Consider the following 21,031-nt stretch of genomic DNA (forward strand, 5'->3'; position numbering starts at 1 on the left):
AATTTTTGATGATATCTGGGGGGCAGGAAACACCAAGACGTTGGAAACAAACATGAACGCTATCGCCGGCATCGCCACCGACATCCAGACCCAGATTCTGGATGCCTTCAATTTCCGTCATGCGACCAAGGTTTTTGATCACACGCGCAAGATCGACGACTCGGCCTTTGCGACCATGCTTGAAGCCGCGCGCCTGTCGCCCACGTCTTTCGGGCATGAGCCGTTCAAGGTGCTGGTCATTCAAGCCCCGGAAAAGCGTGAACTTTTTCGCGAATTTTCTTGGGGTGCCAATGGCATGATGAATGGCTCGCGCGGTCAATTGGGCACGGCCAGCCATTTTGGCATCATCCTTGCCAGCACCGGGCAGATGATGAAGGCCGGGTCAGACTACCTGCAAACCCACTATCGCAGCGTCAAGCAGTTGCCCGAGGACGTGATCACGCTGTTCAACGGTGCCTATGGCAATTTCCAGACCACCGATCACGACATCACCACTGACCGCCAGATCACCGATTGGTCGGGCAAGCAGGCCTATATCGTGCTGGCCAACATGATGACGGCGGGTGCCTTGATGGGCATCGACAGTTGCCCGATCGAAGGGTTTGACATGGGGCGCACGACGGAAACGCTGGCCCAGCATTTTGGCATTGATACCGCCCAGTGGAAGCCTGCGGTGATGTTTGCCTTTGGCTACCGGGCCAAAGAGCCGGAATTTGCGAAAACCCGCCGGTCGATGGATGAAACCGTCAGCTGGTTCTGACCCTGCGCATCCCGCCCAGATCACTTTGGGCGGGATGTTGCTTTCGGCTCGGCGCGGTGAATGCGCGCCTTGCAGCCGCTTATTCCCGGATGACCCATTGCTTGAAACCCGGCGTCAGGTCGGCACAGGGGGCAAGGATCAGATCGCGCGATTGAGACGGCCCTGCGTCATCAATGGTTGCGGCCACGGTCAAGCATTGCGCTGGGTCGATGCCCAGCCGCAGTTCCATGCTGGTCGCATCATAGATGAACTGCTGGGCCGGATCTGCATCGTCACAACTGATCAGGCCAAAGGGGTTTTCCGCGTTTTCCGGGGAGTTGTAGGCCATGCACAGGCCCGCGTAAGTGGCTGACGTGATCATGCCCCGGTCTGCGGCATAGGAAAACAGCACGTCATCCCCCGTGGGTTTGCAGGAATGGGCGTGAAGCTGGTCGCTGACCCCCCGGCCTTCGGTGTCGATGCACCAGCCCAGCTTCGCCTCTTCGTCCAGATTGTCGGCAAGGTGGATCACCGGCCCTTGGGTCTTGATCACCGGCGCCTCGGCCAGGGCCGCCCGAGGATGCGTCAGGCCCACCGATGCGGCAAGCAGGGCGATGGCGATTGCGGAAATGTGGGTCATGTCTGGTTCCTGTCTCTGATCAGCCCCCAGGATTATTGGCCGAACCGGTGTTGAAAGTCGCGGATGCGGGCGGCGTTGACGCCCTGATCGCTGCGCCCCACGCGAGAGACGCCGCGCATGTCAATACGGCTGCCCGTGTCTTGTGGCGTCACAACCACCACGACATCATCGGCAAAGTAAAAGACAGGCGTGCGGGCGGTGGCTTCGATCCGGTGTCGCGAGGAGTCTGCGGCGACGATTTCCCATCCCATGTCCTGCGCCAGTGTCAGCGCGCGTTGATAGGCGGCATCGGGGGCAAGGGCGGTGGTCAGCGGTGCGATATCGGGATAGGCGGCGGCCTGTGCTGCGGCCAGTTCAGGCCCGCCATGGTCCAGCGTGTTGCTGGCCCCGGCGCGGCTGGCATCCAGCACCTCAAAGCGTGGCGGGTTGACGGTATCGGTTGAAATATCGTGGATCGGCGCCGCGCGCATCGGCGGGTTCAGCGTGGCGGCGGCCAAAGGCACAAGGCATGCCGTGCCGACAAGGGCGGCCACCCCGCCCATGACCGCGCCGGCAGTTTCCTTGCGGATCAGGTGCAGGGCCAAGGCCAGCAGGCCAAGGCCCAGAATGACCGCGCCCAGCGGGGTCAGGGCGCTGCGATACAGGCCAAAGCCGGTGATGGGCTGCCACAGGCCCAGACGTGCGCCAAACAGCATCAAGGCCACGCAGACCGCGCCAATCATGGCTGCGACAATGGCGATTTTTCCGATATGTTTCATGGTGGTCTCTGGCCTTTCTCTGCCCGGTGTCAATTGCTGCGTGGCCCGGTCGCGGCAGAGCCTGCGCCGATGGCGATTTTCAGGGTTGCCCAGGCCTGTGCGGCATCATTCGCGGCCGAGGCCGCGGAAATCCGCGCTGCGTTGGTGTTGCGGTCTGTCTCAAGCAGATCCAGCAGGGTGATGGCACCGCTGCGATAGTTTTGCTGGGCCAAGGCCAGGGCGCGTCCGTGGTCATTTGCGGCTGTGTGCAAAAGCGCGGCTTGCTGGCGATAGCGCGACAGAGAGGATTGAGCGGTCTGCACATCCTCGACCGCGCCGGTGATTGCGGCGCGCCACCTGATTTCCGCCTGCCGTGCGGCCGAAATCCGGGCATCACGGGTGGCCCGCAACTGGCCTTGATTGAACACGGGCAGCGACAGTTGCGGCCCGAAACTCCAGTCCGTTGCACCGTCCGAGCGGCCAACCGTGCCCGACAGGGTCAGCGACGGATAAAGCGCCGCCTCGGCCACACCAACCGTTGCCAGGGCGGCGGCCAGATCGGCTTCGGCGCTGCGCACATCGGGGCGGTTGCGCAGCAGATCGGCTGGCACGCCTGTGCGCGCGCCCTTGGGCACAGGCAATTGCGGGGCCCCGCGTTGCATCTGGGCCATGATCGGGCCTGCGGGTTCATTCAGCAAGGTTGCGATGGCAAACACATTCGCATCAAACAAGGCCGCATATTGCGGCAGGCTTGCGCGCGCCGTGGACAGCAGGGCCTGGGCCTCGGCCACTTCATATTCGGTGGCCGCCCCGGCATCGCGTTGCGTGCGGGTGATTTCCACCGTCTGTTCGCGTGAGGTGATGGTCGTTCGGGTCAGGGCAAGCGCCTCTTGGTAGAACCGCGCATTCGAATAGGCGGCCAGCAGTTCGGCCAACCAGGCCAGCCGGATGGTTTCGGCATCTGCCTGCGCGCCGGTCAACGCGGCGGCGGCGGCGTTGCGCGCGTGTCTGATGCCGCCGAACAGGTCGATCACCATCGACGCGCCCAAGGTGCTGCTGTTGGTGCTGACGGTGCTGGACGCCCCGCTGCCACCTGACCGGGTGGCCGATGCTGCAAGCGCGCCGCTTGTCGCGGCATTGACGCCCGTGGCCCGCAATTCGGCCTCGGCTTGCCGGATCGCCTCGGTTGCGGCCATCACATCAAGGTTTTGGGCCAGACCCCGCTTTACCAACGCGGTCAGAGTTGCATCGTTATAGGCCAGCCACCATTGCTCGGTCGCGAGCGCTTGGATGGCCTGTGCGTCGCCCCCGACAAAGCGAGCCTGCATGGCGACTTCGGGGCGCTGAACATCGGGGCCAACGGCACAGCCGGCAAGCAGCAGGCCGATCACAAGGGAACGGGCCTTCATTGCGCCGCCCCCTTTTGCAGACCAAGCAACTGTGTTGCCTTGATGACGGCGACATAGAACACCGGCACCATCACGATCCCGATCACGGCGGAAAAGATGATCCCGCCCAGCAGCCCCGTGCCGATGGCCTTTTGCGCATTGGCACCCGCGCCCGAGGCCAGAACCAGCGGCATGATGCCAAAGCCAAAGGCCAGCGATGTCATCAGAATGGGGCGCAGGCGCTGGCGTGCCGCGGTGACGGTTGCATCCAGCAGGGCCTTGCCGTCGGATCGCAGGGATTGTGCGAATTCAACGATCAGGATGGCGTTGCGCGCGGCCAGGCCGATCGTGGTCAGCAAGCCAACCTTGAAATAGACGTCATTCGACTGGCCCAGCATCCAGGTCATCAGCAGCGCGCCCAGAATACCGACCGGAACCGACAGCATCACCGCAAAAGGCACGGCCCAGCTTTCGTAAAGTGCGGCAAGGCTGAGAAAGACGACCAGCGCCGAGATTGCGTAAAGGATCGCTTCCTGATCGCCCGACAGCCGCTCTTGATAGCTTAGCCCGGTCCAGGCGGCGGCGTAAGAGCCATCCAGATCGGCGGTCAGCTGTTCCATCACCTCCATCGCATCGCCCGAGCTGATGCCTGCCGCTGCCTCACCCGACAATTCCAGCGCGCGGGTGCCACCATAGCGTGACAGTTTGGGCGTGATCATCTCCCACTCGCGGCTGACAAAGGCCGACAGCGGCACCATCTCGGCGCTGGTATTGCGGACAAACCAATGATCGACATCATCGGGCTGCATGCGCCAATCGGCATCGCCCTGCACAATCACCTCGCGCAGGTCATTGCCCAGCGGGAAGTCATTGACATACGACCCCGAGAACACCGTGGACAGCATCGCGTTCACATCCGACAGCGAAACGCCAAGGGCCTCGGCCCTTTGCTGGTCGATCCGCAGCTTCAGCGACGGTTCGCTGGCCGCATCAGCCCCGCGCAGGTTGGTGACCCGCCCATCGGCAAGCCCGTCTGCCACCAGTTGGCTGGCGGCGGCTGTCAGCGCCTCTTGCCCCGCGCCGGATTGATCGACCAGATACATGGTGAACCCCGATGAGGTTCCCAAGCCCGGAATGGCGGGCGGTTGCAGCACAAAAACGCTGCCCAGACGGGACTGGAAGAAGGCACGGTTTGCGCGCATCATCACATCGGCCGCATTCTGGCCCGGACGATCGGCGTAATCCTTCAGCCGGATGAACATCATCCCGTAGTTCTGGCCCGATCCGCCAAAGCTGAACCCCACATTGCCAAAGACGCTGTCCACCGCCGCCGTTTCTTGCGTCAGGAAATACTGTTCGATCTGTTCGACCGTGTATTGTGTCTGCTGTACGGTCGATCCCTGCGGCAGTTCAACCATCGCCATCAGAACGCCCTGATCTTCGGTCGGCAGGAAAGAGGACGGCAGGCGGTCATAGACCCAATAGGCGCCAAGCCCGACAAGCCCCAGCACCACAACCATGCGAAAGGGCCGCAGCGAAAGCCGCCCGACCGCAGCACCATATCCGCCGGTCAACCGGTCAAGGCCTGTGTTGAACCAGCGCAGCAGGGCGAAAGGGGGGGTGTGATGCCCGGGTTTCAGAAGCTGCGCGCACATCGCCGGTGTCAGGATCAGCGCCACGAACAGCGACAGCACCATGGCCGTGATGATCGTGACCGAGAATTGCCGATAGATCACCCCGGTCGAGCCGGACAGGAAGGCCATCGGCAAGAAAACCGCCGACAGCACCATGACGATCCCGACCAGCGCGGTCGAAATCTCGCCCATGCTCTTTTCAGTGGCCGCCACCGCGTCCAGCCCGTCTTCCTTCATCACCCGTTCGACATTCTCGACCACCACGATGGCATCATCGACCAACAGGCCGATGGCCAGCACCAGCGCGAACATCGACAGGGTGTTGATCGACATGCCAAAGGCCGCCAGCACGCCGAATGTTCCCAGCAAGACCACCGGAACCGCAATCGTCGGGATCAGCGTTGCACGCCAGCTTTGCAGGAACAGGAAGATGACCAGAAACACCAGAACGATGGCTTCGATCAGCGTTTCATAAACCTGATCAATCGATTCTTCGACAAAGGGTGACGTGTCATAGGGATAGACGACACTGACCCCGGCAGGCAAAGCCGAGGCCAGCCCGTCCACGACGCTGCGCACCCGTTCGGCGGTATCGACAGCATTGGCCCCAGTGGACAGGTTGACGGCAAAGCCCGCGGCAGGATGGCCGTTGAACCGGCTGACACTGCCGAAATCCTGTTCGGCCAATTCGATCCTTGCCACATCGCCCAGATAGATCGCCGACCCATCCGCAGCGGTTTTCAGCAAGATGGTTTGGAAATCCTCGACCGTTTCAAGCTGGGATTGTGCCGAGATCGAGACGGTGAATTGCTGGCCCTTGCTGACCGGCTGATCCCCCAGACTGCCCACGGTGACATTGGTATTTTGCTGCGCCACGGCTGCGGTCACGTCGGATGGGGTCAGTTGATACTGATACAGGCGATCGGGGTTCAGCCAGATCCGCATGGCATATTCGGTGCCAAAGGTATTGATCGACCCCACACCTTCGGTGCGCTGCACCGCATCGGTGATGGTGCTGCCCAGGATGTCGCCCAATTCAAGCGAGGAATAGCTGTCATCCTCGCTGACCAGGGCGCCGACCATCAGGATCGAACTGGTTGACCGGGTGACAGAAACCCCCCGGCTGGTGACAGCGTCGGGCAATTGCGACTGAACAAGCTGCAGTTTGTTCTGCACCTGCACTTGCGCCATGTCGGGGTCGATACTGTCATCAAAGGTCAGCGAGATGCTGGCCGCCCCCGCGTTGGAGGATGAGGTCATGTAGGTCAGCCCCTCGAGCCCGGTCAGCCCGTCTTCGATCACCGAAGTGACCGAGTTTTCGACCGTTTCCGCCGAAGCCCCGGTATAAGACGCGCTGATCCGCACCGTTGTCGGGGCGATATCGGGGTATTGCGAAATGGGCAGGCTGGTCATGCTGAACGCCCCCAGCAACATCGTCGCAATGGCCAGCACCCAGGCAAAGACAGGGCGGTGAATGAAGAAAGTGGCCATGGATCATTCCCCCGTTGCTGGGGCGTTGGCATCGCGGGCGATGCCGTCTTGATCGATGACAGCGGCGACCGGCGTCACCGCCTGACCGGGGCGCAGGGCCGACAGCCCATCCACGATCAGCTTGTCCCCGTCCTTTAGCCCGTCGCGCACGATCCAGGCGTTTTCATAGCTGCCGTCATCTTGCAGCGTCACCTGTTGCGCCGTGCCATCCTCGGCCAGGATATAGGCCGTCAGTTCGCCAGACGCCCCACGCGTGGCGGCGCGCTGGGGCACCAGATAGGCCTGCACCGTGCCGACCGCGACATCCCCGCGCACGAACATGCCCGGCAAAATGACATGCTGGGGATTGTCGAACTGAAACCGGATCGTCACCGTGCCGGTCGAGGTAGACACAGTATTGCCCGGTGTGACCAACTGCCCGTTGCCGCGATACACCTCGCCGTTTTCCAGCGTCAGGGTGGCTTGCAGGGTGTCGTTCTGTTCCAGCGTGCCATCGGTCAGCGAACTGCGGATCGAAAGAATGCGCGCACTGGCCTCCATCATGTCAACATAGATCGGGTCAAACCGGATGATGGTGGTCAAGGCATCCGCTTGCCCGGCGGTCACAAGATCGCCCACCGACACGGTTGACACACCGGCGCGCCCCTTGATCGGGCTGGTCAGGGTCGTCCATGACAATTCCGTTTGCGCATAGTCCAATGCGGCCCGCGCCGCGTCCAGCGTTGCCTCGGCTTCCTCAAGATTGGCCAGCGCGGCTTCCACTTCGGCGGTGGACGAGCCGCGGCCCTCTAACTGCTGGGCGCGGTCATAGGCGGCCTGCATCAGCGTCAGTTTGGCTTCGGCGGTGGCAGCATTCGCCCGCGCGGTGGCGGCGGCCGCAAGATAGGCGGCATCGTCGATCCGAAACAACGGATCGCCAACTTCCAGCATCTGGCCCGGAGTGTAGAGGATGTCTTCGATCACCCCGCCGACACGCGGGCGCAGCCCGACCTCTTGAAACGCGACCGCACGCCCCGGCGAGGTGACAACCCGCGGAACGGCCTGCCGGGCCATCTCAACCACGCCGACCTGAAGATCGACAGGCGGCATTGCCCCCATCGCCCCGGGTGGGCCGGACTGGGCATTTGCCGCCGTGGTTGACATCAGCACCGCCAGAACCATGCCAAATTTCCTGAATGTGCTGATGGTCATATTTGGATCATCCTTGACGAAATGGTGAATTTGGTGCTTAATACGCAAAGATTGCACAGTATGCAAGGATTTGACCAGTGACACTTTCGTTACGCGAAAAGCGGCGGCAGGCAACGGCGCGCGACATCCAGTTGGTCACGCTTCAATTGGCGCTGAAACAGGGGCTTGATGCGGTCACGACCGAGGAAATCGCCGCTGCTGCCGGGATCAGCACGCGCACCTTTTTCAACTACTTCCCAAACAAAGAGGCCGCCGCAATCGGGGCACCGCCCGCCTTTCGCGCAGAGGACATGGCCGCACTGGCCGAGGGTGAGGGGCCCTTGGCGCATGACATCAAGCTGTTTCTCGACAAGCACATCAAGATCCTGGTCGGGGATGAGCCTGTTCTGCGGATGATCGGAACGGTCCTGCGGTCGAATGAAAAGGCGCGGGGCATCATCGAAGGCTTTGTAAACCAGGAGCGCCGCGAACTGACCGATTGCCTGTATCGCCGGGTGAACGACCGTCAGGCCGCTGCCGCACTTGCCAGCACTGTGATTGACGCCCTGCCAAGGACGATTTTCTTGTGGGAAAAGCAACAGGATATGTCTTTGGCTGCTGCGCTGGACATCGTCTGGGCGGGGATGATGGCCGCGGCCCATATCTTGGCCGCGTCAGGTGATGGGCCGCACATCGAGTGATGGCGCAGCGCGGTTGCGCTTGCATGCAGCAGGCCAAGCTGCACTAGCCCGATACTGCGGGCTGCAATAGTGAACCGCGTCATGCAAAGTCCTCCGGCCCCCTCAAGGATTGACGGCAATAGCCCTCGGCGACCACGCGGCGAGATCACATGTGCATTCCTGCGCTGTTCAGTGTTTCAACGCGATCAGTTGGCCCTGTTTTAGGTTTGAAACCGATTTCACCCTGTTACGACTGTCGTCGGTTTCAATCAGAAGATCAGGCTGGTCTGGCGAGCTCGTAATTCGCAGTTCCGGCGAAACATTATCTGACCGCAACGGTCCAACAGGCGCAATGCAATGGCATGTGTGCCCCTGTCCGAGTCTGGCGCGCAAGAGCGGAAACGTACGCAAGGGCGGCCACGGGAAGAGGCTGAAACATGCGGCGCGTATCAGGCAGTCCTGCGCAGACCCGTGCGCAGCGAAGTAGCCACGCATGCTGCGCGGGATAGTGGCCTGATAAAGGTTGCCTTTCTCCCGCCCCATATGTTCTCAGTGCAATCAAGCGTGAATGGAGGGCCTCACATGGTCAGAGCGACGATAGAAGAAGTGTATGCAGCCACTGCTGCGGCCCTGCGTGCGCATGGTGCCGGGGCCAGTCAAGCCGAGGAAGTCGCCCGTGCGACCGCGCATTCCGAGGCCCATGGCAATGTCATCTGTGGCCTGCAATATGTCGAAAGCTATTGCCTGCAACTCGACTCGGGCCGTGTTGACGGCAAGGTTGAACCACAGGTCACCCAACCGCGTGCCGCTGCGATCCTGTCAGATGCGCGGTGCGGCTTTGCCCAGCCAGCCTTCGCCGCCGCCCGTGACCGGGCTTGCGATCTGGCCCGGCAGACCGGCGTTGCGATGCTGGCCGTGGCGCAAAGCCACACCTGCACCTCACTGGGCTATTTCACCGAACAGATCGGCCGCGCCGGGCTGATTGGCATCGGCTTTACCAACGCATCGCCCGTGGTTGCTGCACCGGGGGGCAAATCGCGGGTGATTGGCACCAACCCGATTGCCATGTCGGTGCCCGATGGCGCAGGCGGGTTGGCGCTGCATTTTGACTTTTCCACCTCGGCTGTCGCTTTGGGCAAGATTGCGATGGCGAAATATGCAGGCGAAAGCATTCCGCTGGGCTGGGCCTTGGATGAACACGGCCAGCCGACCACAGACCCCGAGGCCGCTTTGCGCGGGTCTTTGTGCAGTGCCGGGGGGCACAAGGGCTGGGGCTTTGGCCTGATGGCCGAGTTGATGGCGGCGGCCATGACGGGGTCCGTCAATTCGCTGGATGTGGGTGGGCTGAAGCTGGCCGACGGCCCGCCACACCGGCTGGGCCAGATGTATCTTTTGATGGATACGACCAGCTTTACCGACCAGTTCGGCACCCGTCTGGCCCGCCTTGCCGACGCGATTGCCGCCGATGAGGGCGCCCGCCTACCCGGAAAGGACCGCATCGCAATGGCGGCAGTTGATGTGCCCGACGCTTTGTGGACGAAAATCCTGCGGCTGGCACAGTAATCCTACCCGGTCGCGGCAGTAGACCGCCATATCAGACCGATAGATTGACAGTAACGGGCCTATCGTCTGCACCGAGGCGGAGAGAGAAAGGCCAAAGGCGCGGCGTCACTGATCTGGCTATCTGATGCGATCAGGCGGGCATCGTTGTGAGATGAGTGATGGATCATGAATCTGATCTGCCCCGTTTTCAGCAAACCCTCTTTGTGCGGCCAAGATCATGGGCGCCAAAGACGTGAAACCTTTGCCCCCTGCCCCCCTTGGGCCGTGCGCGATTGACAAAAATCGCCATCATCCATCGACGCCCCCCCGTCTCTGACGGGTAGCTCTCTGCCATCCGGGGGGATGTCGGTCATAAAGGCAATGTTGCGGCCGACATGATGGCACGCAAATCAGCCTCTGACATCAGCCCCTCTTGCACGGCAAGGGTGGCAAGCGGGATCTGCGCCTGCTGCGCCTGCTTGACCAGTGTCGACAGCCGCGCATAGCCCAACTGTCTAAGAAAAACGGTCGATACGGCAAAAGACGCCGCAAGGTTCTGATACGATCTGTCGGCATCCACGATCAGGCCATGGATGCAGCGGTCAGCGAACAGGGTGTAACCGCGGGTCATCAGGTCGATGGCATCGAACAGGGCCTCGGCCATCACCGGCTCGAAATGGTTGATCTCCATCTGTCCGGCCTGGGCGGCAAGTGCCACGGTTGCATCGCGCCCGTGAACGGCAAAGGCGATTTGCTGCACCGTCATGCACATGACCGGGTTCACCTTTCCGGCCATGATCGACGACCCCGGTTGAACGGCGGGCAGAATGACCTCGCCTATGCCCGAGGCACCATCGCTGCCCAGGATCACCAGATCGGCCGCAATCCGCGAGACGACAGAAGAGAGGTTGCGCAGTTCGGACGACAGCCGCAGAAAGCCATCGGCCGATGCCATTGCATCAAAGGCATCTTCGGCACGCGAAATCGGCAGATCAAAAGCCTGCGACAGCGCAGGTGCAATGGCCGCGCCATAGCCCGGTGCAGCCCCAAGCCCGGTGCCGATTGCCGTGCCGCCCATGGGCACCACACAAAGGCCAAGACGGGCCGCTTCCAGCGCCTCGATCGCGCGGCGAATGCTGGCGGCATGCCCTGCGAACAATTGGCCGTAGGTCATTGGTTGGGCCGCCTGCATGCAGGTGCGGCCCACACGCAGCGTGTCATGATAGGCATGGGCCTTGGTTTCAAAGGCCTGCGCCAACTGCCTTGCCGCAATCACAAGCGGGGCCAAGGCCAGAACACAGGCCAGCTTGACAGCCGTTGGCACCACATCATTGGTCGATTGGCCCAGGTTCACATGGTCGTTCGGGTGCACTGTGGCATAGCTGCCCAAAGGATCACCCAACAGTTGCCCGGCCCGATTAGCGATCACCTCGTTGACGTTCATGTTGATCGACGTGCCGCCAGACCCCTCGGCCAAGGGCACAGGAAACTGATCGCGGTGTTTGCCCGCCGAAATTTCATCGCAAGCCACACAGATCGCATCGGCACGCTGTGGCGACAGCGCGCCAACCGCCCTGTTGGTCCGGGCGGCCGCCTGCTTGACCCTGGCCATGGCCGTCATGAAGAACGGAAATTCGCCCATGCTGCGGCCAAGGCCCGCAAAGTTCTGCGCACCCCGCACGGCGTTTGACCCATAAAGTGCGTCAGAGGGCAGGCTGATGCTGCCAAGGCTGTCGTGTTCGGAACGCGTGGTCATGGCCTTACAGGATCTGGCTTAGGAATTGTTTGGTGCGCGGGTCTTTGGCATTTTCGAAAAAGGTCTGCGGCGGGCCATATTCAACGATCACGCCCTTGTCGGTGAAATAGATGCAATCGGCGATTTCACGGGCAAAGCCCATTTCATGGGTGACAAGGATGCAGGTCATCCCCTCGGCCGCCAGATCCTTGATGGTGACCAGAACCTCTTTCACCGTTTCCGGGTCAAGTGCTGCTGTCACTTCGTCAAACAGCATCACATCCGGGTTCATCGCCAGCGACCGGGCAATCGCCACCCGCTGCTGCTGACCGCCCGACAATTCGCCCGGATAAGCGTTTTCCTTACCCTCTAGCCGCACTTTTTTCAGCAAGGCCCGGGCGCGCAGCTCGACTTCGGAACGGTTCTGTTTCAGCACCTTGATCGGGGCCATCATCACGTTTTCAAGCGCGGTCTTGTGCGGGAAAAGGTTATATTGCTGAAACACCATCCCCACCTTTTTGCGCAGGGCCAGCATATCCAGCTTTTGGTCGTGCACCTCTTGGCCTTCGACGGTGATCGACCCGCTTTGAATATCGTTCAGCGCATTGATGCAGCGGATCAGCGTCGATTTGCCCGAGCCGGACGGCCCGATGATGCAGACGACTTCGCCTTTCATCACATCCATGCTGATGCCGCGCAGCACTTCGATCTGACCAAAGGATTTGTGAACGTCTTTCAGCGAAATGATCGGTTGATCGGGTGTCCAGGGCATTGACCCGTTCTCCTTCAGAGTTTGACGGAATAGCGGCGTTCAAGACGGCCGGTCAGGGTGCTGATCGGATAGCAATAGATAAAGAACCAGCACAGGATGTAGAGATACATCGGGATCAGCAGGTCAACGCGGCCTTCGGCGCTGAGTGCGGCGCGGGTCAGGCTCATCACCTCGCTGACACCCACAATCGACACCAACGGGGTGGCCATCGTCAGCACGGCATAGAGGTTCATCCAAGGCGGCAGCACCCGCTTGATCGTCTGCGGCAGAATGATGTCGCGCATGGTCTGGCCCCGGGTAAAGCCGAGCGATTGGGCCGATTCCCATTGCCCTGTCGGGATCGAATTGATCGCGCCCCGCATATATTCCGACATATAGGCCATCACCGGCAAGGACAGGCCGATCACGGCCTTGATCCACCCCGGAAAGGGGATGGTCACGCCGAACAGCGTAATCTTGAACGGAATCAACAGGATGCAGTAAAACAGCAGCACCAGCCACGGCGAGTTGCGGAAAAACTGGGTCACCAGCCAGGCCGGGCGGCGGATGACAGCACGGGGCGAGACCTGCAAGACGCCCAGCCCCACCCCCAGCACGGTGCCGATGGCCATGGCAAAGATCGAGATCAGGACGTTGAAGCCAAAGGCCTTGGCGATAGAGGGCGTCCAATCCAGCAAAATGGTGATGATCGAGCGTGCGGGCCCCGCACCGGCCTGGGCAAAGGAAGGCCCGATGGCACTGGCAAGAAAGGCGATCAGCAGGGCGCCGGCTGTCCAGATATTGAACAGCCGATCGTGCAGGGGAATATCTGACAGCATCAGTTTGCGGGTGGGCAACAGCACGGGCAGATGCCCTTTGATCTGCTCTGGGGTCACAGCTTTTTTCATCTTAGCCCCCATATCCCGGAAAACGCAGGGCCTTTTCCCAGCGATGCAGCACCCAGACCAGAACGGCGACGATGCCAACATAGGACAGCAACAGCACGTTCATCATCTCGCGCACATTCAGGTCTTCTGACCATATCTGCGCGGCCACATACAAAAGTTCGGGCACCGCAATCGCGTAGGCCAGCGTTGTGGTCTTGACGAGATTGACCAGATTGGTGCCCAGCGCCGACATCGAAATGCGCAACGCAAGCGGCAGCACGATGTAGCGATAGATTTGCAGGCGGGTATATCCCAGCGCCTCTGCCGCCTCGATCGTCGCTTTGGGCACGGCCTCGACGCCAGAGCGGAAGATTTCGATATTCAGCGCCCCCGCAAACAACGACAGCGAAATGATGGCCCAGCCGAAACTGCTGACCAAGGGTTGCGGCAGCCCGTTTTCGCCAGTGATGCGCAGAATGGTGCCAATGGCGAAGTAAAAGAAATACAACTGCACAAGCGGCGGCGTGTTGCGAAAGAAGGCGACGAAAAAGCCAACAGACACCCGCAAGGCCCGGCTTTTCGCGCCTTGAATTGCTGCGCCCAGGATGCCGATACCCAATGACAACAGAATGCAGATCACCGACAGCTTTACGGTCATCCACAGGCCATTCAGATATCTTGCCCGGTTATAGTCGTCACCGACAACAGACAGGTCAAAGAACCAGTCCGGTCGCAGCCAATCAAGCACAGTTTCCATGCCGTCCCTCGCGAATGTTCCGGGGCGGCGCCGATCACGGCGCCGGCCCAGTTTTTTGTTGAGTGGTGAGCGGTGCTTACTTCAGCAGGTCATGCTGTTCTTGCAGGAACGGGCTGGCGGCAATGCCGTTTGCGGCATTGCGCTCGATCAGAAAGCCCGACTTGTGCCAGTCGGTGACGATCTCGCTCATCATCTTGCCATAGGGGGCGTCGCGTTCTTCCAGCGGCACCGCAATCGACCATGCCTGCGGGTCTTCCGTCACCAGCGGCATTTCATATTCGGCCCACTGCGCTTCGGTCGCCAGTTGCGACTCGATCCAGGTGTTGTCATAAAGGAAGGCAACGCAATTGCCGTTTGCCAGCGCCGAAGTCGCCTCGGGGATGCCGGCGAAGGCAACAAGGTTCGGTCCGTAAAGCTGGGTCACGCGCTTGTTGTAATACGACCCCTGCACGGCGCAGACATCCTTGCCCCGAATGTCTTCCCAGGTTTTCAGGCCAACCGCCTTGGGCGCCAGCACATTCGTGCCGCCCGCGTAGTAATTCGGTTCGATCATGCCCACGACGGTGCGGCGCTCGGGGTTGTCACCCATGGTGGCGATGATCAGGTCGATCCGGCCCTGCTGCAGGAATTCCATCCGGTTTGACGCGACGACGGGAACAAGTTCCACCTCTACGCCCATCCGGGTGGCCACGTCTTTGGCCAGATCAATCTCAAGCCCCGCCAAGGCGCCATCAACAGTCAGATAGCCCCAGGGCTTGTAGTCTTGCTTGACGCCCACCACCAACTTCCCGGCCGCCTTGATGTCATCAATCTTGTCGGCCTGCGCGGCTGTGGCAAAGCCTGCGATCATGGCAAGGGTTGCAAGGGTCTTTATGGTTGTTTTCATTGGTATTCTCCCTGTTTTTCTGTTGGCGGTGGTCATGCCGACGGCATGTTCGAAACTTCTGTCTGCGCGTCATCTGACAGAATCGTCTTCATCACCATTATGATGCAGATGCTACGTTTGGTGATTTTTTCTTTCAATCGCTTCACGCCCGAAATAGCGTGAAATGCGACAGCATCCTGATGGTGACAGCCCAAATGAAAGATCCGATGGCGCATTTGGCGCAGGCCCTGCCCGAACTGCCTGCAAAACTGGCACAAGCTGCACGCTATATGATCGACAACCCCAATCAGGTGGCGCTGGAGTCGATGCGCACCGTTTCGGCGGCCTGCGGTGTCACCTCGCCCACCATGGTGCGACTGGCACGCAAGATCGGCTATGACAGCTATGAAGACCTGCGCGCAGATTTTCAGAAACAGCTTCTGGAACAAGGCTTTGGCCCACGCGTGACGGCGCTGCGCTCTGCCTTTGGCGACGAGGGCGGCGGCAAGCCCGGCGCCCAGATCGCGGCCGTGGCCGTCAGGAACCTGAAACAGGCCTATGGTCAACTTGACCCGGCCGCAATCGAGCGGTGTGCCGAGGCCATCATTCAGGCCGAGCGAACCTTTGTCATCGGAACGGGGTCGATGTACTGGATGGCGGGTTTGCTGAAATCGGTGGCGGGTATTGCCGTTCCCGGCACCATCCTGACGCTGTCGGGTGATCTGACCGCAGGCGAGCTGGTGGCCGACGTTGGCCCGCGCGATGTGGTGCTGGCCGTGTCTTTCGCCCCCTATTCGCGGCAAACGATCGAAGCGGTTGCCTTCGCCAAAGAAAGCGGCGCCTCCATCTATGCTGTCACCGACAGGCGCAGCTCGCCCCTTGCCGCTTTGGCTGGCACCGTCTTTCTGGCGCCAACCGACAGCCCGCATTACTACCCGTCGCTTGTGGCCGTGTTCTACATCGTGGAACACCTGCTGACCGCCATCGCCACCTCGCGCGGAACCGCAATCGAAGAGCGGCTTCGGGCGGTTGACCATGCGCGCCGGTTGAGCGGGGCCTATATTTTCTGACCCCGCGGTCACGCAACACCGCGCAGACGGGTGCCTTCGGGATCAAACGGGGGGCGGTCCAGAATGCGGGCGGTGTGGTCTTGCCCCAGAATGGCGACATGCACAGTGTCGCCGGGGTTGGCCATTCCAGCCTTGAGATAGGCAATCGCAAGCGATTTTCCGACCGAATAGCCATAGGCGCCCGAGGTCACTTGCCCGGCGGGCGTGCCATCGGTCAAGAAGATCGGCTCGCCCCCCGACGCATCTGCGGGGCCTGCATCAATCTCTAGCATGACCATCTTTTCGCGTGGCGGGGTCGCGGCGATCGCCTGCCAAGCGGCTTTGTTCAGAAACTCTTTGTCGGCCTTGACCAAACGATCCAGCCCGCTTTCCTGCGGCCAGTATTCGGGGCTGTAGTCACGGCCCCACGACCCATAGCCCTTTTCAACCCGCAAGGACATCAGGGCGCGGCTGCCCACGGGGCCTGCACCAAAGGCGCGGCCTGCCGTCAGCAGGGCCGTGTAAAGCGCGACCTGATCATCTGCATCGCAGTGCAATTCCCAGCCCAGATCACCGGTAAAGCTGACACGGATCGCAACCACCGCGACCCCGGCCACCGTGATCCGGGCAGAGCGCATGAAGGGGAAAGCCGCATTTGAAAGATCAGCATCCGTCAGCGTCGCCAGAATGTCGCGGGCCTTTGGGCCTGCAAGGTTAAAGCCGCACATGGCCTCGGTCCGGCTCTCAAAGCTTGTGCCCTTTGGCAAGGGCACCGCCTTGAAAAACCGCTGGTGAAAGCGTTCGGCCATGCCCGAGCCGACAACAAGAAACTCATCCTGCGCCAGTCGGGTCACGGTGAAATCACCCGCCACACCGCCGCGTTTTCCGATCAGCGGGGTCAGACAAGACCGCCCCACGGCAACCGGCATCCGGTTGGCAAACAGTGCGTTCAACCAATCTTCGGCGCCGGCCCCTTTGACACTGTATTTGGCAAAGTTCGAGATATCGATGATGCCCGCATGCTCGCGCAGCATCTTCACCTCGCGCCCGACAGGTGCCCACCAGTTTTGCCGCACAAAGCCATAGGTTTCATGATCCGGCTCGCCCTCGGCCGCGAACCACAAGGGATGTTCCCAGCCGAAATTCAGCCCAAAGATCGCGCCCATCTGCTGTTGCAGCGCATAGGCGGGGCGGGTGCGCACGGGCCGACCGGCCTCACGCTCTTCATTGGGGAAATGAATCTTGAACCGGTTGGCATATTGATCCTCGACCCGCGCCTTGGTGAAGGATTTGTCGGCCCAATGGCCATAGCGGGCCAGATCCCAGCCGAACATATCAAGCGACGGCTCGCCCTCGACGATCCATTCAGCGGCCAGTTTGCCCAAACCGCCTGATTGCGAAAAGCCGGGGATAATCCCGTTGCAGCAGAAATAGCCGGTCAGTTCCGGCACGGGGCCGAACAGGGCCGAGCTGTCGGGTGACCAGATCATCGGCCCGTTGATCACGCGCTTGATGCCCGCCGTGCCCACAGCAGGCACCCGGTCGATGGCGCGCAGCATGTTGGGCTCGATCCGTTCCAGATCATCGGCAAACAGTTCGTGCCCAAAGCCCTGCGGCGTGCCATCTTCGGCCCAGAATTTCATCTGTTTTTCATAGGCCCCGACCAGCAGGCCAAGCCCTTCCTGACGCAGGTAATATTCGCCGTCACGGTCAGCGACCGACGGCAACCGACGGTCAAGCCCTGCAATTTCCTGAATGGTCTCGGTGACGAAATACTGATGTTCGGTGGGCATCAGGGGCAGGTCAAGCCCGGCCATCCGCCCCACCTCACGCCCCCAAAGCCCGGCGGCGTTGATCACCCAAGGCGTTGCTATATCGCCCTTTTCGGTGCGCACGATCCATGTGCCATCAGACTGCTGTTCCGTGCCTGTCACCGGGGTAAAGCGCAGGATCTCGGCCCCCATCTGCCGGGCACCTGTGGCATAGGCATGTGTCACCCCCGAGGGGTCCACATTGCCGCCTTCGGGTTCATACATGATGCAGCGAATACCGTTGAAATCGACCAGCGGATGCAGGCGTTCGGCATCATCCCGGTTGATTTCATAGAAATTCATGCCATAGCGCTTGGCCTTGGCTGCCTGAATCCGCAGTTGATGTTCACGCGCCTCGGTCTGTGCCAGATACAACGAACCCGGCTGAAAAATACCGCAGCCCTGACCGGTTTCCGCCTCAAGCTGTTTGTACAGACCCATCGTATAGTGCTGCAGGCGCGAGATGTTGGTGACATCATGCAACCCGTGGATATTGGCCGCCGCATGCCAGGTTGAACCGCTGGTCAGCTCTGATCGTTCCAACAGCACGACATCTGTCCAGCCTTTCTTGGCAAGGTGGTAGAGGATCGAACAGCCGACAAGGCCACCTCCGATCACGACGGCTTGGGCGTGGGTGCGCATGGATGTCTGCCTTTGTCGCTGACCGGTCGCCCGGCGTTCGAAACCTGGGTTAAGCGGGGGCCGGCTTGCATCGCCTGATCGGGCCCCCGATATCGTCACGCGTCGAAAATAGTGATCGTGAACAGAAGATCACGCGATTAAACTGGCGCCAATGAGGTGGTTTTATTTATGCGTTGATGCAATGCTTGCAAAACGAAATGGTCAGAGACTTGGTTGTTACAGATGAACAGGCCCCCCCCGCCGCTGAATTTCGTCCGCTCTTTCGAAGCTGCGGCGCGGCATCTCAGCTTTACCAAGGCGGCGCAGGAACTGGGCTATACGCAGGCCGCGATCAGCACCCATATCCGGGGGCTTGAAAAGTATCTGGGGCGTGATCTGTTCGTGCGCGGCACCCGCACCATCGCCCTGACCGAGATCGGAGAGGCCTTTCTGCCCACCCTGCGGCAGGCCCTGCATCAGATCGACAGCGCAACCGAAGGCATCGCCACCACCTCCCGCGACCGCTCGGTCATCATGGCCTGTCCCCTCAGCCTTGCCGAAAATTGGCTTCCGGGCTGTCTGGCACGGTTTCGGGCCGCCAATCCGGGGATAGAGGTCGTGGTCAATGCCACGATCTGGGATAGCCCGACCGATGACATCGCCGATATCTCGATTTCAGTGAACCGTGATGACGAAGTGCCCGCTGGCGCAACCCGCCTGTGGGATGAAACCCTGTCGCTCGTTTGCAGCCCAAAGATGGCCGCTTTGGCGGCAGAGCGTAATAATCTGGCGTCCCAACCCAAGATCCTGATCGCCGGGCGGCAGGAATATTGGGGCATGTTCCGTCACGCGCCCGGATTTGCGGCGATTGAACTGGGGGCTGCGATCAAGACGAATTCAACCAACGTGGCGCTTGAAATGGCGGCGCATGGGATGGGCGTGACCATCGCCCTGTCATCGCTGTGTGACAGGTTTCTTCAGCGAGGCTTGCTGGTCGAGCCATTTGACATCAGACCCAAAAGCCCTTGGACATATTACGGCCTGGTCCGGCAAACACGACGTGGCACGGGGGCACAGTTACTGTGGCAGCACATTGTGGGCAGTGCGGGTGAAGCTGGGTCAAAAGAGGCAGCACCCGTCGTCATCCCAACTTGAGCAAGGGTGATCCGCCCCCCAACGTTGGACCGCCCGGAGGCAGAGTTTTCCGGCTTCGCTCAGGGTGACGGGCTAGTGATGACCTGCCACGGTATTTTTCCTCCAGTTGCGACTAGAGTCCGCCCCAAGGAAGGGACGGACGATGAAGCGAACGATACGAAGCGAAGAGCAGATCATTGGCATTCTGCAGGAGCATGAGGCCGGAGCGAAGTGCGCCGATCTCCGCCGCAAGCACGGGATGTCGGAAGGGACGTTCTATGCCTGGAAGGCGAAGTATTCCGGGATGACGGTGTCCGAGGCCAAGCGGCTTGAGGTGCTCGAGGGCGAGAATGCGAAGCTTAAGAAGCTGCTGGCCGAGCAGATGCTCGACATGGCGGCGATGAAGGAGCTCTTGTCAAAATGTATGGTCCGCCCCGCTATTGCAAGGTTTTCGTTTGTGACCGTCCGGCTTGCGTAAATGTATCCGGCCTCTGATCAGTCAGCCGCTTTTGGCGACAAGGCCTTGATGAGATCTGAACCGCCCCGAGTTTACCGGAGGGTGGTTTGTTCATTTTTAGGCAACCATATCGAGTGAGTTCAGGTTTGCATAGAACGCCTCCTCTGCTTCTGCGGGCGGGATGTATCCTCTTGGGCCGAGGAGGCGGCGGTTGTTATACCAATCGACCCATTTGAGGGTTTCCCATTCGACTTCACGCATCGATTTCCAGGGGCCGATTTGGTTGATGACCTCGGTTTTGAACAGGCCGATCACGCATTCGGCAAGGGCATTATCATAGGCATCGCCGACGGTGCCGACTGAAAGATCGATCTCTGCCTCGGCCAGGCGCTCAGTATACTTGATGGACAAGTATTGGGAGCCAGGGTCCGAATGATGAACCAAGCTCTTGTTATTTGGCGTCTTTCTTTGCCAGATCGCTTGTTCCAGTGCGTCGAGCACGAACTGTGTCTTCATCGATGTCGAGGCACGCCATGCTGTTACCCGAAAGGGTTTCGGTGCTTCACATCGACCGCGGCCTTCAAGTCCCACGTCGAGGGACTCAGCGCGCCGAACACCGGCCTTGCGGCGGAGTAGCGACATGGGACGGAACGCTGCAGGCACCGCTTTTCAGGGGGCTCGGTAAACGTTGACCAGGTGTTGACAAGAATTTCAAAAGCAAAAACTCGACGGTTTACGTCGGGTTCTATATATTTGATATCATTTAGTTTTTTGGTTGCGGGGACAGGATTTGAACCTGTGACCTTCAGGTTATGAGCCTGACGAGCTACCGGGCTGCTCCACCCCGCGTCCGTTTGTTGCCCGAGGGCGCTTTTTGGTGCGATCGGGTTTGTTTTATCGTTGAGAGAGAGAAGTGTCTCTGTTTAGGTTTGGCGGTGACCTA

At 60.6% G+C, this 21,031-nt stretch carries 16 protein-coding genes, 1 tRNA gene and 2 pseudogenes; 6 read left to right on the forward strand and 13 right to left on the reverse strand.

Going from position 1 to position 21,031, the window contains the following annotated elements:
- Positions 1–52: 52 nt before the first annotated feature.
- Positions 53–760 (forward strand): NAD(P)H-dependent oxidoreductase, encoded by a 708-nt coding sequence (locus V3C85_RS17775; RefSeq protein ID WP_331796782.1) that lies wholly within the window; start codon positions 53–55, stop codon positions 758–760.
- 79 nt (positions 761–839) lie between these two features.
- Here the strand turns inward: V3C85_RS17775 and V3C85_RS17780 are convergent, their stop codons facing one another.
- Genes V3C85_RS17780 through V3C85_RS17800 form a run of 5 tightly spaced genes read right to left on the reverse strand, consistent with a single transcriptional unit; the run spans position 840 to position 7,820 of the window.
- Positions 840–1,379, reverse strand: coding sequence for an RICIN domain-containing protein (locus V3C85_RS17780; RefSeq protein WP_331796783.1), 540 nt, complete (start codon positions 1,377–1,379; stop codon positions 840–842).
- Positions 1,380–1,411: 32 nt separating this feature from the next.
- A complete protein-coding gene (locus V3C85_RS17785) occupies positions 1,412–2,137 on the reverse strand; it encodes a DUF1499 domain-containing protein (RefSeq protein WP_331796784.1) in 726 nt (241 codons plus the stop codon).
- Between the two features lie 29 nt (positions 2,138–2,166).
- Entirely contained in the window at positions 2,167–3,525 is a 1,359-nt protein-coding gene (locus V3C85_RS17790) for an efflux transporter outer membrane subunit (RefSeq protein ID WP_331796785.1), read from the reverse strand.
- A complete protein-coding gene (locus V3C85_RS17795) occupies positions 3,522–6,629 on the reverse strand; it encodes an efflux RND transporter permease subunit (RefSeq protein WP_331796786.1) in 3,108 nt (1,035 codons plus the stop codon). Before V3C85_RS17795 ends, V3C85_RS17790 begins: the two co-directional genes overlap by 4 nt.
- A gap of 3 nt (positions 6,630–6,632) precedes the next feature.
- Positions 6,633–7,820: an efflux RND transporter periplasmic adaptor subunit gene (locus V3C85_RS17800; protein WP_331796787.1), complete on the reverse strand. Its 1,188-nt coding sequence runs from the start codon at positions 7,818–7,820 to the stop codon at positions 6,633–6,635.
- 77 nt (positions 7,821–7,897) lie between these two features.
- On the opposite strand from V3C85_RS17800, the gene V3C85_RS17805 reads away from it, so the two are divergent.
- Both V3C85_RS17805 and V3C85_RS17810 read left to right on the forward strand, forming a co-directional pair.
- Positions 7,898–8,500, forward strand: coding sequence for a TetR/AcrR family transcriptional regulator (locus tag V3C85_RS17805; RefSeq protein WP_331796788.1), 603 nt, complete (start codon positions 7,898–7,900; stop codon positions 8,498–8,500).
- A gap of 561 nt (positions 8,501–9,061) precedes the next feature.
- A complete protein-coding gene (locus V3C85_RS17810) occupies positions 9,062–10,042 on the forward strand; it encodes an Ldh family oxidoreductase (RefSeq protein ID WP_331796789.1) in 981 nt (326 codons plus the stop codon).
- 349 nt (positions 10,043–10,391) lie between these two features.
- Here V3C85_RS17810 and V3C85_RS17815 read toward each other — a convergent pair whose 3' ends face one another.
- The 5 genes from V3C85_RS17815 to V3C85_RS17835 form a co-directional block, all read right to left on the reverse strand.
- Positions 10,392–11,777, reverse strand: a complete 1,386-nt coding sequence (locus V3C85_RS17815; protein ID WP_331796790.1) for an aspartate ammonia-lyase — start codon at positions 11,775–11,777, stop codon at positions 10,392–10,394.
- Between the two features lie 4 nt (positions 11,778–11,781).
- Positions 11,782–12,528, reverse strand: a complete 747-nt coding sequence (locus V3C85_RS17820) for an amino acid ABC transporter ATP-binding protein (protein WP_331796792.1) — start codon at positions 12,526–12,528, stop codon at positions 11,782–11,784.
- A gap of 14 nt (positions 12,529–12,542) precedes the next feature.
- Positions 12,543–13,415 carry an amino acid ABC transporter permease gene (locus tag V3C85_RS17825; RefSeq protein ID WP_331796793.1) on the reverse strand — a complete coding sequence of 291 codons (873 nt, stop codon included), beginning with the start codon at positions 13,413–13,415 and terminating at the stop codon, positions 12,543–12,545.
- A 1-nt stretch (position 13,416) separates the two neighbouring features.
- Complete coding sequence (locus tag V3C85_RS17830; RefSeq protein WP_331796795.1) at positions 13,417–14,151, reverse strand: amino acid ABC transporter permease; 735 nt, start codon at positions 14,149–14,151, stop codon at positions 13,417–13,419.
- Between the two features lie 76 nt (positions 14,152–14,227).
- Positions 14,228–15,037 carry a transporter substrate-binding domain-containing protein gene (locus V3C85_RS17835; RefSeq protein ID WP_331796796.1) on the reverse strand — a complete coding sequence of 270 codons (810 nt, stop codon included), beginning with the start codon at positions 15,035–15,037 and terminating at the stop codon, positions 14,228–14,230.
- Positions 15,038–15,231: 194 nt separating this feature from the next.
- On the opposite strand from V3C85_RS17835, the gene V3C85_RS17840 reads away from it, so the two are divergent.
- Positions 15,232–16,086: a MurR/RpiR family transcriptional regulator gene (locus V3C85_RS17840; RefSeq protein WP_331796797.1), complete on the forward strand. Its 855-nt coding sequence runs from the start codon at positions 15,232–15,234 to the stop codon at positions 16,084–16,086.
- Between the two features lie 8 nt (positions 16,087–16,094).
- Here V3C85_RS17840 and V3C85_RS17845 read toward each other — a convergent pair whose 3' ends face one another.
- A complete protein-coding gene (locus V3C85_RS17845) occupies positions 16,095–18,518 on the reverse strand; it encodes a GcvT family protein (RefSeq protein WP_331796799.1) in 2,424 nt (807 codons plus the stop codon).
- A gap of 222 nt (positions 18,519–18,740) precedes the next feature.
- Here V3C85_RS17845 and V3C85_RS17850 point away from each other — a divergent pair, with 222 nt between their 5' ends.
- Positions 18,741–19,652 (forward strand): LysR substrate-binding domain-containing protein, encoded by a 912-nt coding sequence (locus tag V3C85_RS17850; RefSeq protein ID WP_331796801.1) that lies wholly within the window; start codon positions 18,741–18,743, stop codon positions 19,650–19,652.
- A gap of 142 nt (positions 19,653–19,794) precedes the next feature.
- Positions 19,795–20,079, forward strand: a pseudogene (locus V3C85_RS17855) (transposase); the annotation flags it as partial.
- A gap of 126 nt (positions 20,080–20,205) precedes the next feature.
- Here the strand turns inward: V3C85_RS17855 and V3C85_RS17860 are convergent.
- Both V3C85_RS17860 and V3C85_RS17865 read right to left on the reverse strand, forming a co-directional pair.
- Positions 20,206–20,634: pseudogene (locus tag V3C85_RS17860) on the reverse strand (DDE-type integrase/transposase/recombinase); the annotation flags it as partial.
- A gap of 226 nt (positions 20,635–20,860) precedes the next feature.
- Positions 20,861–20,937: transfer RNA gene (locus V3C85_RS17865), tRNA-Met, on the reverse strand.
- Positions 20,938–21,031: the final 94 nt, after the last annotated feature.

It is taken from the genome of Pseudotabrizicola sp. L79 (genome assembly GCF_036553525.1).
In the GTDB taxonomy this organism is placed as follows: Bacteria; Pseudomonadota; Alphaproteobacteria; order Rhodobacterales; family Rhodobacteraceae; genus Pseudotabrizicola.

Excerpts from the sequence above, each read along its gene's own strand:
- V3C85_RS17775 (WP_331796782.1), top strand. The coding sequence starts at position 53 with ATGAACGCTATCGCCGGCATCGCCACCGACATCCAGACCCAGATTCTG.
- V3C85_RS17780 (WP_331796783.1), bottom strand. The coding sequence starts at position 1,379 with ATGACCCACATTTCCGCAATCGCCATCGCCCTGCTTGCCGCATCGGTG.
- V3C85_RS17785 (WP_331796784.1), bottom strand. The coding sequence starts at position 2,137 with ATGAAACATATCGGAAAAATCGCCATTGTCGCAGCCATGATTGGCGCG.
- V3C85_RS17790 (WP_331796785.1), bottom strand. The coding sequence starts at position 3,525 with ATGAAGGCCCGTTCCCTTGTGATCGGCCTGCTGCTTGCCGGCTGTGCC.
- V3C85_RS17795 (WP_331796786.1), bottom strand. The coding sequence starts at position 6,629 with ATGGCCACTTTCTTCATTCACCGCCCTGTCTTTGCCTGGGTGCTGGCC.
- V3C85_RS17800 (WP_331796787.1), bottom strand. The coding sequence starts at position 7,820 with ATGACCATCAGCACATTCAGGAAATTTGGCATGGTTCTGGCGGTGCTG.
- V3C85_RS17810 (WP_331796789.1), top strand. The coding sequence starts at position 9,062 with ATGGTCAGAGCGACGATAGAAGAAGTGTATGCAGCCACTGCTGCGGCC.
- V3C85_RS17815 (WP_331796790.1), bottom strand. The coding sequence starts at position 11,777 with ATGACCACGCGTTCCGAACACGACAGCCTTGGCAGCATCAGCCTGCCC.
- V3C85_RS17820 (WP_331796792.1), bottom strand. The coding sequence starts at position 12,528 with ATGCCCTGGACACCCGATCAACCGATCATTTCGCTGAAAGACGTTCAC.
- V3C85_RS17825 (WP_331796793.1), bottom strand. The coding sequence starts at position 13,415 with ATGAAAAAAGCTGTGACCCCAGAGCAGATCAAAGGGCATCTGCCCGTG.
- V3C85_RS17830 (WP_331796795.1), bottom strand. The coding sequence starts at position 14,151 with ATGGAAACTGTGCTTGATTGGCTGCGACCGGACTGGTTCTTTGACCTG.
- V3C85_RS17835 (WP_331796796.1), bottom strand. The coding sequence starts at position 15,037 with ATGAAAACAACCATAAAGACCCTTGCAACCCTTGCCATGATCGCAGGC.
- V3C85_RS17840 (WP_331796797.1), top strand. The coding sequence starts at position 15,232 with ATGAAAGATCCGATGGCGCATTTGGCGCAGGCCCTGCCCGAACTGCCT.
- V3C85_RS17845 (WP_331796799.1), bottom strand. The coding sequence starts at position 18,518 with ATGCGCACCCACGCCCAAGCCGTCGTGATCGGAGGTGGCCTTGTCGGC.
- V3C85_RS17850 (WP_331796801.1), top strand. The coding sequence starts at position 18,741 with ATGAACAGGCCCCCCCCGCCGCTGAATTTCGTCCGCTCTTTCGAAGCT.